This is a genomic window from Palleronia pontilimi (genome assembly GCF_016412875.1).
In the GTDB taxonomy this organism is placed as follows: Bacteria; Pseudomonadota; Alphaproteobacteria; order Rhodobacterales; family Rhodobacteraceae; genus Palleronia; species Palleronia pontilimi.
This window is the reverse complement of record NZ_JAEKPD010000015.1, coordinates 1-13,351: the sequence shown is the minus strand read 5'-3', so window position 1 is coordinate 13,351 and position 13,351 is coordinate 1. Positions and strand designations below refer to the sequence as shown.

Genomic DNA, 13,351 nt, shown 5'->3' with positions numbered 1-13,351 from the left:
TCAGTGCCCCTTGCCCTTGCCCACACGAAGACGCGGGTCGATGGCGAAATATAGAAGGTCCACGATCAGGTTGATGCCCACGAACATGACCGAAATCAGCATCAGGTACGCCGCCATGACGGGGATATCGACGAACTGGATCGCGTTTATGAACAGCAGCCCCACGCCGGGCCACTGGAACACCGTCTCGGTGATGATGGCGAAGGCGATGATGGCACCCAGTTGCAGGCCGGTGACGGTGATGACCGGCACCAGCGTGTTCTTCAGAGCGTGGCGGAAATTCACCGCGCGCTCGCGCAGACCCCGCGCCCGGGCGAACCGGATGTAGTCCTGGCGCAGCACCTCCAGCATCTCCGAGCGCACCAGCCGCATGATCAGCGTCATCTGGTAGAGCCCCAGCGTGATCGCGGGGAGGATCAGCGCCTTCAGGCCACTCGTGGTCAGGAACCCGGTGGTCCATCCGCCCAGATCCACCACCTCGCCGCGCCCGAAGGACGGCAGCCAGTCCAGCTCCACCGAGAAGACGTAGATCAGCAGGATGCCGATCAGGAAGGTGGGCAGCGACACCCCGATCAGCGACACCCCCATGATCAGGTTCGACTCGATCCCGTCGCGCCGGATGGCGGTGAAGACACCCAGCCCGATGCCCAGCGTCATGGCGAAGAACGCCGAGACCGCCGCCAGCTCCAGCGTGGCGGGCGCGCGCTCCATCAGGATCTCCGCCACGGGCCGCCCCTGCCGGTAGGAGATCCCGAAATTCCCCTGGGCGGCGTTTTGCAGGAAGTTCCAGTATTGCACGACGAAGGGCTGATCCAGTCCCAGCTGCTGGCGCAGCCGCTCGATATCGGCCTGGGTTCGCTCCTGGCCCAGCATGTTGTCGATGGGATCGCCCACGAAGGTGAACATGGAAAACGCTACCAGCCCGACCACCAACAGTACGATGATGGACTGGAATATCCGGCGCAGGATGAAGGCGAGCATCGGCCCCTAGCCCCCGCTCGGAATTGGGTGTGACACGCTCAAGGATCGTCCCTGCTTCATCTGTCCAGAAATACCTCGGGGGGTCCGGAGGGCTGGCCCCCCGGCCGGTTTCAGTTGACGCGCACCCAGCGCAGGATGAAGAAATCGTCCGGCCGCTGCACCAGCTCGATCGTCTCGCGCGCCCCCCAGACCAGGGGCTGCACATAGAGCGGTACGTAAGCCATCTCGTCTTGGATGATCGCCGCCGCTTCGTCCAGCATCGCCTGGCGCTCGGCGTCGTCGATCTCGGACTGGATGGCGGGCAGCAATTCGTCGATGCGCGCGTTCGAATAGCCGCCGAAATTCCAGGTGCCAAGATTGCCCTCGGGCGTTGCCACGAGGAAGCGGATCGGGTGCTCGGCGTCGAAGGTGCCGGGCGACCAGCCCAGCAGGAACGCGTCAAACGCGTCCTCGCGCAGCTCGGGCCAGTAATTGCGCACCGGCATGGATTCGAGCACCGCCTCGATGCCCACCTGCGCCAGCATCGACACGATGGCCTGGCAGACCGATTCGTCGTTCAGGTACCGGTCGTTGGTGCATTTCAGCCCGAACGAGAACCCGTCGCCGTAGCCCGCCTCGTCCAGCAAGGCCCTGGCGCGCTCCACGTCGTATTCGGGCCGCTCGGCATGGGCGTCGGAATAGCCGCGCATGGCCGGGCTGACCAATTGGCTCGCAGGCTCGGCATTGCCGCGCATGATCGTCTGCAGGATCGCGGGCACGTTGATGGCGTGGGCCACGGCGCGGCGCACGCGGACATCGGCGAAGGGGTTCGGAGCCCCCTCGTCCGCGCCGAAATTCAGCGTCTCGTGGTCATGGCCGAAGCCCAGCATGATGACGCGCGCCTCGATCCCCTTGATGACCTTGACGCCGTCGCGCCCGTCCAGCCGCTCGGCGTCCTGAATCGGCACCGGGTTGATGAAATCCACGTCGCCCGAGATCAGCGCCGCCACCGCCGTCGCCGGGTTCTGGATCGGCGTGAAGGTGGCCTTGGTGATGTTGTGCTCGGCCTCCCCCCACCATCCGTCGAAGGGCTCCAGCACCGTCTGCAGGCCCGGCTGGCGGTCGGTGACGCGAAAGGCGCCCGTGCCGTTGGCGTTCAGCGTGGCGTAATTGCCCTGGTCCTTGTCGGGGCGGGTCGTATCGTTGGCGGCGGCCCAGCCACTGTCGACCATCATCCAATTGGCGATGCTGTCGGGAAAGATCGGGTTCGGCGCGGTGGTGAAGATGTCGACGGTGTAGGCATCGACCTTTTCCACGCGGCTGACGGGCGCGAACCACGAGGCCACGTCGGATTGCTCGGACGACGCGCGCTCGTAGCTGAAGATCACGTCGTCGGCGTCGAAGGCGGCGCCGTCGTGGAAGGTCACGCCCTCGCGCAGCACGAAGCGCCAGCCTTCCCCGTCGCCGATGGGCTCCCACGAGGTGGCAAGCGCGGGCTCGATCTTCATCTCGGCGTCGCGGCGGACGAGGCCCTCATAGACGTTGTTCAGGAAGCCCAGCACCGGGGCCGAGCTGACCGCGTGCGGGTCCATGGTCTGCGGATCGGTCTGGCCCGCCCAGCGGAACTCTTCGGCCTGGGCCGAAAGCGACAGCGCCAGAAGCGCGAGCGTGATCTTGAGGGGGCGCATGGGCAGTCCTTTCAGAGACGGGTCGTCCGGGATGGTAGCACATCGGCCTGCCCTGTCATCGTGGGGAGGCAAGCGGGACAGGTATTTGGGGGAAGATGAAGCCGGGACGGCGGCACGGGGTGGCGGCCGGAGCACGGGGGCCCCGACCGCCTTCGCGGGATCAGTTCATCGCGAAGTACTTGATCTTCGGCTGATCCTCGGGCTGCACATCGGTCTGGATGCCTTCGGCCAGCCCCCAGTTCAGCACCTGGTTGTGGATCGGCAGATAGATCGTTTCGGCCTGCACCGTGTCCCAGATCTCGGCGATCTGCGCGTTGCGCGCATCAAGATCGGTCATCGACGACAGACCTTCGATCTTGGTGTCCAGTTCCGGATTCGAATACCGCGTGTTGTTCCACGATCCCAGCTCGTCGCCGCGGGTGTGGACCAGGAAGTTGAAGACGTATTCCGAATCAAAGGTCGGCACACCCCAGCCCAGCATGTAGAAATCCGTCTCGCCGTTGGAAATCAGCGGGAAGTGCTGCGCCTTGGGCTTGGCGTCCAGGTTCACTGTGACGCCGATCTGGCTGAGCATGCCCACGGCCGCCTGGCAGATGCCTTCGTCGTTGATGTAGCGGTCGTTGGGGCAATCCAGCTGGATCGAGAAGCCGTCGCCGTAGCCCGCGTCGACCATAAGTTGCCTGGCCTGTTCCAGATCGCCCTCGGGGGGCGTGTCCATGGCTTCGGTCCAGCCGTTGACGAAGGGCGGGATGATGATGCCCGTGGGCTCGGACTGTCCGCGCATCACGACCTGCTGGATCGCGTCGCGATTGAGCGCCATGTTCATGGCCTTGCGAACGTTGACGTCCGCGAACGGATTGGCGCCTTCCACGTCGTCGTTGGCCAGGTCTTCATCGCCCACGTTCAGGCCGAAGAAGATCGTGCGGTTCTGCGGCGCGGTGATGATCTTCAGACCCTCCTGGCCCTGCACGCGTTCCAGATCCTGCACCGGCATGTCCTGGCTGAAGTCGATCTCGCCCGACAGCAGGGCCGCGACCCGGGTGGCGGGGTTCTGGATCGGCGTGATCTCGATCCGGGTCACGTCCATGGGGAATTGGTCCATCCCCCAGTAGTTTTCGTTCTGCACCAGGACGGTTCTGACGTCCGCCTCGCGGCTTTCCAGCTTGTAGGCGCCGGTGCCGTTGGTGTTGGACGCGGCGAACGTCGTCTCGCCGCCCTCGACGTCCTGCACCTTCACCGCGCCGTTGGCCTCGGCCCAGCCCTTGTCCATCATGAACAGGTTGGTCAGGTTCGACGGCAGGATCGGGTTCGGCCCGTCGGTGACGAATTCGACCGTGTTGCCTTCGCCCGCGCGGACCTCGACGATCGAGTTCAGAAGTTCCTTCATGTCGCTGTCGGGGGTCTGCGCCCGCTCGATCGAGAAGATCACGTCCTCGGCGTCGAAGGTCTCGCCGCCGTGGAAGGTCACGCCTTCGCGCAGGGTGAAGATCCAGACATTGGGGTCGTCCGGGCTGACGGCCCAGTCGGTGGCCAGCGCGCCTTCCAGATCGCCCGCGGTGTCGCGCAGCAGCAGCGGCTCGTAGATCTGGTGGGCCAGCGTGTGGGTGGGGCCTTCGTTCTGGGCGTGGGGGTCCAGCGTCAGGCTGTCGCCCGCGCGCGCCCAGCGCAGCGTTTCGGCGCTGGCGGCGCCTGCCATCAGGCCCAGCGTGGTGGTGGCCATCAATGCGTGTTTGGTGAGTGACATTTGTATCTCCCTTATTGGTGCGGCGAGTATGAACGCCACGAACCGCTTGGCAAGTCGGCAGGAAGGGGCCTGACGGGTGGCGTAGGGTCAAGCGGCACTGGACCTGCGTCATAAAGCGGCTAGGGTGCGGAAAAACAGGCAAGGCGGGAACCGAAAAGATGCAGATGACACGCAGGATTTTCGTGGGCGGGGCGACGCTGTGCGGGCTGTCGGCCTGCGTGGGGGGCGGCGTCGGCGCGCCAGTGGCGCGGGCCGGGTTGCCGCCGGACCTGCAGCCTGCCCCCAACGCCGGCTGGTCGGCCTGGGTCGACGCGTTCCGGGGGCGCGCGGTGTCGGCAGGCATCGGCCCCGAGATCGTGTCACGCAGCTTCCAAGGCGCGGGCTTCCTGCCCGGCGTGATCGAGCGCGACCGGAACCAGACCGAGTTCACCCGCTCGCTGGAAGACTACCTGTCCATCGCCGCGTCGGACGAAAAGGTCGCGACCGGACGCGCCCGCTTCGCCCAGTATCGCGGCACTCTGAACGCCATCGAGGCGCGCTACGGCGTGCCCGCGCAGATCGTGGCCGCGATCTGGGGGCTCGAGTCGAATTACGGCGCGCGGCGCGGCAACATCCCCATCGTGTCCTCGACCTCGACGCTGGCCTATGACGGACGGCGCGGCGCATTCTTCGAAAAGCAGCTGCTGGCGGCGCTTCGGATCGTGCAGCGCGGCGACACCACGCCCGACCGGATGGTGGGCAGCTGGGCAGGCGCCATGGGCCACACCCAGTTCATTCCCACGTCCTACCAGGCCTTCGCGGTGGATTTCACCGGCGACGGGCGGCGCGACATCTGGTCCGAGGATCCGTCGGACGCGCTGGCCTCGACCGCCGCCTACCTGGCGAAGTCGGGCTGGCAGCGCGGGCTCAACTGGGGCGGCGAGGTCGGCGTCTCGGCCCCCGCGGGCGAGACGATCACGCCGCAGCCCGGTGGCCCGAGCTTCCGCGTCACCCGCAATTTCGGGGCGATCAAGCGCTACAACAACTCGACCAACTACGCCATCGGCGTGGGCCACCTGGCCGACCGGATCGCGGGCGGCCCCGCCATTCGCGCGAACTTCCCGCCCGACCGCTACGGGCTGACCAAAGACCAGCGCATCGCCCTGCAACGCGGATTGACGCGCGCGGGCTACGACACGGATGGCGCGGACGGGGTGTTCGGCCCGAAAAGCCGCGCGGCGGTGGCGGCGTATCAGCGGGCGAACGGACTGACGCCGACGGGCGATCCGTCCGTGCAGCTGTTGCGCAGCCTGGGCGGCTAGTCGCAGAGGATATCGGTTTTTCCGGCGCCGCGGGCCGCGATCAGCTCCACGGGATCAGCACCAGGGTGATGACCGGGAACGCCACCAGGATCACCACCCGCACCAGATCGGACGCCACGAAAAACAGCACCGCGCGGTAGGTGTCCCCCATGGGCGTGCTGCGGTCCATGGCATTGATGATGAACAGGTTCATGCCGACGGGGGGCGTGATCAGCCCCACCTCGACCACGATCAGCACCAGGATGCCGAACCAGATCGCCATCTGCTCGGTATTGATGCGGTCAAGCGCGCCCTGATTGGCCCCCCGGATGCCCAGCTCGCGCAGCATATCGCGCGGCAACGTCTCGCCGCGGGCGACCAGCGCGCGGGCCTCGTCCACCAGCGCCGCCGGGATCTCGCCCGCGCGGGCCATGGCCTGGGCGGGATCGAGTGCCGGAAACCGTGCCTGTGCCTCAGCCAGCACCTCTGCCAGTCGCGCCGCGTGCAACTCGGCCATGGAAACCAGGCCGAAATCCAGCTCCAGCATCACCGGCCAGAAGATCGGGATGGTCAGCAGGATCATCGACAGGCTGTCCATCAGGCAGCCCAGCAGCAGGTAGAAGACCAGGACGAACACCAGCACCAGAACCGGGCTGAAGCCCTGCCCGCCGACCCAGGCCGCGATATCCTGCGGCACCTGTGTCAGCGCCAGAAAGCCGTTGTAGAAGGCCGCGCCCAGCACGATGAAGAAGATCATCGCGGTCGAGCGGCCCGTCTCGACGAAGCTTTCGGCAAGCGTCGCGCGCGTCAGCCCGCCGCCCGCCCAGGCGATGACACCGGTGCCCAGCGCACCGACCGCAGCACCTTCGGTGGGCGTGAACCAGCCCGCGTAGATGCCGCCCACGACCAGCGCGAAGACCAGCAGAACCGGCCAGACATCGACCAGCGCGCGCAACCGCTCGGCGTAGCCCACCCGCGCGCGGGTGCCCGCCGCATCGGGGTAAAGACGCACGTAGATCGAGATGACGACGACGTAGCCCAGTGCCGCCAGGACGCCCGGAATGAAAGCCGCAAGGAACAGCTTGGCGATGTTCTGCTCGGTCAGGATCGCGTAGATCACCAGCACGACAGATGGCGGGATCAGGATGCCCAGCGTGCCACCCGCCGCCAGCGTCGCGGTCGAGAAACCGCCCGCGTAGCCGTATTGCTTCAACTCGGGCAGCGCCACGCGACCCATGGTGGCCGCCGTGGCCAGCGACGAGCCGCAGATCGCGCCGAACCCCGCGCAGGCGCCCACGGCGGACATGGCGACGCCGCCGCGGCGGTGTCCCAGCCACGCCGCGGCGGCGCGGAACAGCGCCTGGCTCATGCCGCCCAACGTGGCGAAATAGCCCATCAGCAGGAACATGGGCACGATGGACAGCGAGTAGCTGGAGAAGGTCGAATAGGTCTCGGATTTCAGCCGCGCCACGGCGATGGATGCATCGCCCGTCACCAGCACCAGCCCCACGAAGCCCACCGTGAACATCGCCAGACCAATGGGCACGCGCAGGAAGATCAGCGCCAGAAGGGCCGGAAAGGACGCCGTGCCGATGACGATGGCGCTCACCGCTCGGATCCCCGAAGCGGCGGCAGGATCGCCCGGCCCGCGGCCGTTTCGGCCATGCGCATCGCTGCCAGATAGATCCCGACCACCGCCGCAAGCCACGCGCCCGGCAGGCAGGCCGCGTAGCCCCACCAGATCGGGAATTGCAAAAGGAACGACAGCTGGCCCGAGTTCATCTTGCTCAGGGTCCCTGCCCCCAGCTGCACCGCGATCAGCACCAGCACGGCGGCGAACAGCGTGTCGATGCACATCTGCAGGATGCGGTTGGCGCGCGGCGGCAGCTTCGCGGTGAAGATGTCGACCGACGCGTGGCCGCCGGTCAGCGTGCAATAGGGCAGGAAGGAAAAGATCGCGACGGCGACGCCCGCCTCGACCAGCTCGAAATCGCCCTGGATCGGTCCGATCCCGAGGTCGAGAAGCCAGCGGGCCAGCCCCGGCGCGATGGACGTCACCGCGTCGCCATGCAGCATTCCGTTCAGGCTGCGGCCCAGGATCGACACGCAGGTCATCACGATCAGGATGAGCAGCATCGCGCCGCCCAGCCAGGCCATGCCCCGCGCAAGACGATGAAGGATGGAATACACGCGCCGCACCCCCACGCGTCAGCCGGTCAGGAAAAGCTCAGGCCGCCCCCGTCGCGCAGGGGCGGCCCGGTGTCAACCGTACGGCTCAGAACGTGACGGTCGCGCCCTTGCATTCGCCCGACATCAGCGCGCGGGCCTTGTCGATCAACGCCTGGCCGTCCTTGCCGCGCTCGGACATGTCGGCCACCCATTCGTCATAGATGGGTCTGACCAGCGGCATCCATTCGGCCTCGGCGGCCTCGGCGCCGATGGTGATGACCTCGTTGCCCATCTCGATCGCGATCTCGCGCGCGGGCCCGTCCTCGTCCTGCATGACGCCGCCGGCGTAGATCGAGAAGTCGAGGCCGGAATTGTCGTCCAGAACCTGCTGCAGATCGGCAGGCAGCGCGTCATAGGCGTCCTGGTTCATGGTCATCAGGAAGCCCAGCGTGTAAAGCGCGGGGCCTTCGAATTCGGTGTGGAATTCCACCAACTCGGGCACTTTCAGCGCGGGTGTCACTTCCCAGGGGACCGTGGCGCCATCGATGACCCCCTTCGACAGCGATTCCGGGATCGACGGCACCGGCATCCCCACCGGCGTGGCGCCGATCTTTTCCAGCAGCTGGTTCACCATCCGCGAACCGCCGCGAATCTTCATGCCCTCCAGGTCGGCCGGACTTTCGACCGGATCGGCGGTATGCAGCAAGCCCGGCCCGTGCACCCAGGTGCCCAGGACGTGGGTGTCCGCGAATTCGTCGCGCATGTCGGTTTCGAAGATCTTCCAGTAGGCGCAGGACGCGGCGCGCGCGTCTTCCATCATGAAAGGCAGCTCGAACACCTCGACCGACGGGAAGCGGCCGGGCGTGTAGCCCACCACCGTCCAGACGATATCGGCCACGCCGTCCACGGCCTGGTCGTAAAGCTCGGGCGGAGCGCCGCCCAGCGCCATGGCCGGGTAGCGTTCGATCGTGATCCGGCCGTCCGACGCGGCTTCGACCTTGTCGGCCCAGACATCCAGGATCAACTTCGGGACGTTGGCCTGCGCGGGCAGGAACTGGTGCAACCGAAGCGTCACCTCCTGCGCCATGACGCCCGATGCGCACAGCGCCGACAGGGCCGCCCCGCCCAGCAGTGATTTGATTACGGTCATCTTCATTCTCCCGTTTGCCCCAGGGCCCGGGCGGCGGTTTGCCAGCCTGTCCCGGACCGGGGCAGTCATGATCCAGCTGCCGCATCGCGCCAAGTTCCCGACGGCGCCGATGCCCAAGTAAGGTGCACAGCCGCGCGCCGATGTCACCCGCTTTCTCGGACGCGATCTGGCTTCAAGTCTCGGTGCCCATGCCTTCGATCTGGCCCACCAGCGTGATCGCTGCCGACAGGCTGCGCGCAGTGACGCGGGTCATGGTGGGCAGGATCATCCATTCAAGCGCCCAGGCCGCGCCCGAGCGTTCCTGTTCGTGGACAAGCGCGTGGTGCATCGCGGGAAGCTGCGTCGCGTTGTAGCGCGCCAGCGTCACCAGAAGCTCGGCCAGGATCGGGTTGCGCTTGTGCGCCATGGCCGATGAGCCACCGCCGCCGCCGAGCGTGATCTCGTCCACGCCCTGCTGCGCCATAAGGGCGATGTCCTGCCCCATCTTGCCCAAGCTGCCTGAGATCAGCGACATCAGCCCGTCATATTCGGCCAGCCCATCACGGACGTTGTGCCAGGTCCCATCGGGCGTGTGCAAACCAAGGGCGTCCGCCATGTGTACCGCCATGGCGTCCCCGTGCGGTGCCAGGTCCGCGCGATCGCCGACCGGTCCGCCCAGCTGCACAAGCTCGACGCGGGGACGCAGGGCAGCCAGCCGTGCGCGATGGGTGACCAGCGGGCGCGACCAGCTTGCGATGCGATGGGCCGCGGTGATCGGCAGCGCCGCCTGCATCCGGGTGCGGCCCATCAGGCGGTGCTGTCCCACGCGCTGCGACACCGTGTCCAGCGCGTCGACAAACTCGGCCAGCCGCGCATCCAGCAGCGCGTTGATCTCGCGCAGGATCAGTGCCTGCGCCGTGTCCATCACGTCCTGCGAGGTCGCGCCGCGATGCACGTCACCCCCGGCGACGTCGCGCAGGCGCGCGACCAGCGCCGGGATCGGCATGCCGTCGCGGCTTGTGCCGTCCCGCAGATCCTCGGGGGCGATTTGCGCCCGCTCGATCGCGCGCGCCGTCCGTTCGGCAGCGTCGCGGTCCATCCGGCCGACGTGGCCCGCGGCGCGCGTGAATGCAGCCTCGAATGCCAGCATGTGCTGCAGGTGTCGCTCTGGCGCCCAGATCGCTGCCGCCTGGTCGTCACCGAAGAGGCCCGCGAGCCAGGGATGATCCAACGGGTCGGTCATGGCAGCGGACTTTCGGTTGGGCCTAAACTGAGCCCAAATAAACAGGCGGCCGCGTGGAAATCCAGCAGCCGCCTGCCAGTGTCGGATGGTCCGTGCGCCTTAGCCCGCTTCGAACACGCCGCACGCGATGCGCGATCCGGCCTCACCCGAGGGCTGCGACGTGTAATCGTCAGGGTCGCTGTGCACGATGAAAGCCGCGCCGTCGTCGTCCATCACCATGTCCGCGATCACGAGGTCCGCGTTGAAGATCTCCAGGTTCAGCTCGCCATCCGCGCCGACGATCGCGTTGGGAAGGTCGCCGGGATGCGGACCGTTTTCGGCGAAGACGCCATGCTCGGCATCGCCCGCGATGTGGCCGCCTGCGCTGGTGAAATCCGCGGCCGAGCAGTCACCGGTTTCGTGCAGGTGAATGCCGTGCGAACCTTCGGGCAGATCGGTCAGGGCCACGATGACCAGCGGGGTGCCCGACGCGGTTTCGTTGATGGTCACGGTGCCGATGGACATGCCGGCGGCGTTCATCACTTCGGCGCGGGCTTCGAGCATCACGTGCTCGGCCGCCACGACGGGAAGCGCCGTGATGCTGAGAAGTGCCGCAATTTTCAGGGAATTTTTCATGGAAGAGCCTTTCGGACTGGTATGCCGGATCAACGCCAGTCACGGACCCGCAGTTCCCCTTGCCCGCGACCGGCGGGCCACGCTATCAGGCAGGGGTGCGGTCCCTTAGCTCAACTGGATAGAGCAGCTGACTTCTAATCAGCAGGTTCGGGGTTCGAGTCCTCGAGGGATCGCCAGCCGTGTCCTAGTGCCAAAGGGGCATAAGAATGCGCAAAACGGCCGTTTTACTTGCGCACCCCTGTCAAGAGAATTTTGGGGGCTTCTTGAGATTTTTCTTATAGCTCTGATGCTATTTGATAATTTGACGAGCAGACACAGCTTGAAAGCATGAGTGACCGAGCGCTGTCGAGCACTGCCGGATACACGCCTAAGCTTGGCAAGCATCCAGCGCTGGTCTCGACAACCGGATCTGGGCGACGCCTCCGTTGCAGTGCACGAACACAAGCGACGCGCTCACGGCTTCCTCGCGAGGTTCACCGCAGGGGGGCGGGATACTCGACGCCGGGCCCAGGGTCGACATTCTATCTGCCCGCAGCGTTTACCATTCCCAGTTCAGAACTGACATTCCCTTTCTTGAAGGCTGGCGTTGCGCAGAGGAAAGGAGCTTCACCTCTCCGGGAGACATCCATGGACCAGTCCGATCAAGAGTTCGATCGACTTGACGCGCTGTTGCATGCGCTGCCCACTGAGAACATGCCGATGACGCTCAGCGAACTCGATGGCTTCTTAGTCGGTGTTCTTGCTTGCCCAGAGATCATCCCGTCCTCGGATTGGTTGCCTCACGTCTGGGGTAAGACGGGAGAGGCGGGATTTCCCGACCAACAGTCCGCCGAGGAGACCATTGGTGCGATTATGGCGCATTACAATTCGGTCGTTGAGGCGATAACAGCCTTGCCCTGGCTCGAACCGATCTACGAGGCTGATCCTAACAGTCAAGAAGTCATGTGGGAGCCTTGGGTCGACGGCTTTACGCGTGCCATACGGCTGCGACCGGATGCCTGGAGTCGCCTGCTCGAGCAGACCGACGAAGAGACGCGGGCGAACATGATATTCTTGATGACGCTTCAGGATATCTACACCGGCCAGAGCAAGTTCATGGATGATGAGATCGCTGCTCTGCCCCCTGGAAACTGGACCGTTCGAAGCTGGAGTTTCCCGCTAAGCTTTCCTGGCTGGGAGAGGAGCGGAAACGCATGAAGGCAACGAAGTTCACGGAGGCGCAGAAGGCGTTCATTCTGAAGCAGGGAGAAGAGGGCACGCCGGTCGCTGAGACCTGCCGCGAGGCCGGGATCAGCCAGGCGACCTACTTCAACTGGAAGAAGCGATATGGCGGGTTGCTGCCGGACGAGATGCGCCGGCTGAAGGCACTCGAGGACGAGAACGCGCGGCTGAAGAAGATCGTCGCCGACCTGACGCTTGACCGGGAGATGTTGCAGGACGTCATCCGCCGAAAGCTCTGAAGCCTGGCCGGATGCGGGAGCTGGTTCGCGGGATGTGCATCGATTGGGGCGTGTCGATCCGCGGGGCTTGTGGGGCCCTTCGCTTCGACACCTCCTCGTTCCACTACAAGTCCCGGCGCACCGACCAGGCGGCCGTCGAAAGACGGATCAAGGAGATTGCAGAGACGCGGGTGCGCTACGGCTACCGGCGCGTCCACGTCCTGCTGCGACGCGAAGGCTGGGAGATCAACATGAAGAAGACACGCAGGATTTACAATGAGTTGGGCTTGCAGTTGAGGAACAAGCACCCGAAGCGGCGGGTGAAGGCGAAGCTGCGGGAGGATCGCCAGGAGGCTGCCGGTCCGAACGAGGTCTGGGCCATGGACTTCGTTCACGACCAGCTTGCTATGGGCAGGAAGCTGCGCATCCTGACCGTCGTGGACACGCACTCGCGGCTGTGTCCGGCGGTCGATCCCCGGTTCGCCTACCGCGGAGAGGATGTCGTGCAGACGCTGGCGAAGGTCTGCGCCAAGGTCGGCTACCCGAAGACGATCAGGGTCGACAATGGCAGCGAGTTCATATCCCGGGACCTCGATCTCTGGGCCTACGCGAACGACGTCACGCTGGACTTCTCGCGCCCCGGCAAGCCGACCGACAACGGCTTCATCGAGGCGTTCAACAGCAAACTAAGGGCGGAATGCCTGAACGCCCACTGGTTCATGAGCCTTGCCGACGCCCGCGAAAAGCTGGAAGATTGGCGTAGACACTACAACGAAGACCGACCCCACAGCGCGATCGGATACAACGTCCCAATCGCCATGCATTTTCCCGATGGCGCGACCAGCCCGTCATCGTGAAAGAGCCGGAAAAATCCAGCTTCCGGCGGTCCAAGGTTGGGGAGCGGAGCATCAACCCGCGGACTCTCCGAAAAGTCGGAGGAGAGTCGGGGCTCAGGTCATCGACGACATCGATCTTGAAGCTCCGGATCTGATCCCAAACTGCATCGCCACTATTCTCCATCAGTTCGGCCCGAGCTTTCCTCGCGGTGACCTTCCCCCGCGGTTAGGGCCGGTTTGATCTGGAA

The 13,351-nt window shown here is 65.6% G+C and carries 11 protein-coding genes and 1 tRNA gene; 4 read left to right on the top strand and 8 right to left on the bottom strand.

All coding sequences use genetic code 11. The annotated features are described in order from the left end of the window. The 3 genes from ILP92_RS14070 to ILP92_RS14060 all read right to left on the bottom strand — a co-directional run bounded on the left by ILP92_RS14070 (position 1) and on the right by ILP92_RS14060 (position 4,392). Positions 1-981: an ABC transporter permease gene (locus ILP92_RS14070; protein ID WP_198917051.1), complete on the bottom strand. Its 981-nt coding sequence runs from the start codon at positions 979-981 to the stop codon at positions 1-3. A gap of 110 nt (positions 982-1,091) precedes the next feature. Beyond that, positions 1,092-2,648, bottom strand: a complete 1,557-nt coding sequence (locus tag ILP92_RS14065; RefSeq protein ID WP_198917050.1) for an ABC transporter substrate-binding protein — start codon at positions 2,646-2,648, stop codon at positions 1,092-1,094. Positions 2,649-2,808: 160 nt separating this feature from the next. Then, positions 2,809-4,392 (bottom strand): ABC transporter substrate-binding protein, encoded by a 1,584-nt coding sequence (locus tag ILP92_RS14060; protein WP_235971446.1) that lies wholly within the window; start codon positions 4,390-4,392, stop codon positions 2,809-2,811. A gap of 158 nt (positions 4,393-4,550) precedes the next feature. On the opposite strand from ILP92_RS14060, the gene ILP92_RS14055 reads away from it, so the two are divergent. After that, on the top strand, positions 4,551-5,693 hold the full coding sequence (locus ILP92_RS14055) for a lytic murein transglycosylase (protein WP_198917049.1): 1,143 nt from the start codon (positions 4,551-4,553) through the stop codon (positions 5,691-5,693). A gap of 40 nt (positions 5,694-5,733) precedes the next feature. On the opposite strand, the gene ILP92_RS14050 is transcribed toward ILP92_RS14055, so the two are convergent. From ILP92_RS14050 to ILP92_RS14030, 5 genes are all read right to left on the bottom strand, one after another. Further along, positions 5,734-7,281, bottom strand: coding sequence for a TRAP transporter large permease (locus ILP92_RS14050; RefSeq protein WP_198917048.1), 1,548 nt, complete (start codon positions 7,279-7,281; stop codon positions 5,734-5,736). After that, complete coding sequence (locus tag ILP92_RS14045) at positions 7,278-7,862, bottom strand: TRAP transporter small permease (RefSeq protein WP_198917047.1); 585 nt, start codon at positions 7,860-7,862, stop codon at positions 7,278-7,280. Before ILP92_RS14045 ends, ILP92_RS14050 begins: the two co-directional genes overlap by 4 nt. An 85-nt stretch (positions 7,863-7,947) precedes the next feature. After that, the gene (locus tag ILP92_RS14040; protein WP_198917046.1) at positions 7,948-8,991 is read right to left on the bottom strand and encodes a TRAP transporter substrate-binding protein; all 1,044 of its coding nucleotides are present in this window, start codon (positions 8,989-8,991) and stop codon (positions 7,948-7,950) included. A gap of 172 nt (positions 8,992-9,163) precedes the next feature. After that, positions 9,164-10,213, bottom strand: a complete 1,050-nt coding sequence (locus ILP92_RS14035) for a 3-carboxy-cis,cis-muconate cycloisomerase (protein WP_198917045.1) — start codon at positions 10,211-10,213, stop codon at positions 9,164-9,166. 99 nt (positions 10,214-10,312) lie between these two features. After that, positions 10,313-10,828 carry a superoxide dismutase family protein gene (locus ILP92_RS14030; protein WP_198917044.1) on the bottom strand — a complete coding sequence of 172 codons (516 nt, stop codon included), beginning with the start codon at positions 10,826-10,828 and terminating at the stop codon, positions 10,313-10,315. A gap of 99 nt (positions 10,829-10,927) precedes the next feature. On the opposite strand from ILP92_RS14030, the gene ILP92_RS14025 reads away from it, so the two are divergent. The 3 genes from ILP92_RS14025 (at position 10,928) to ILP92_RS14015 (ending at position 13,124) form a co-directional block, all read left to right on the top strand. Further along, positions 10,928-11,004, top strand: a tRNA-Arg gene (locus ILP92_RS14025). A 451-nt stretch (positions 11,005-11,455) separates the two neighbouring features. Beyond that, a complete protein-coding gene (locus tag ILP92_RS14020; RefSeq protein WP_198917043.1) occupies positions 11,456-12,025 on the top strand; it encodes a UPF0149 family protein in 570 nt (189 codons plus the stop codon). Further along, a protein-coding gene (locus ILP92_RS14015; protein WP_438361557.1) for an IS3 family transposase occupies positions 12,022-13,124 on the top strand; the annotation gives its coding sequence in 2 pieces (ribosomal slippage) (positions 12,022-12,277 and positions 12,277-13,124; 1,104 coding nt in all). Before ILP92_RS14020 ends, ILP92_RS14015 begins: the two co-directional genes overlap by 4 nt. Positions 13,125-13,351: the final 227 nt, after the last annotated feature.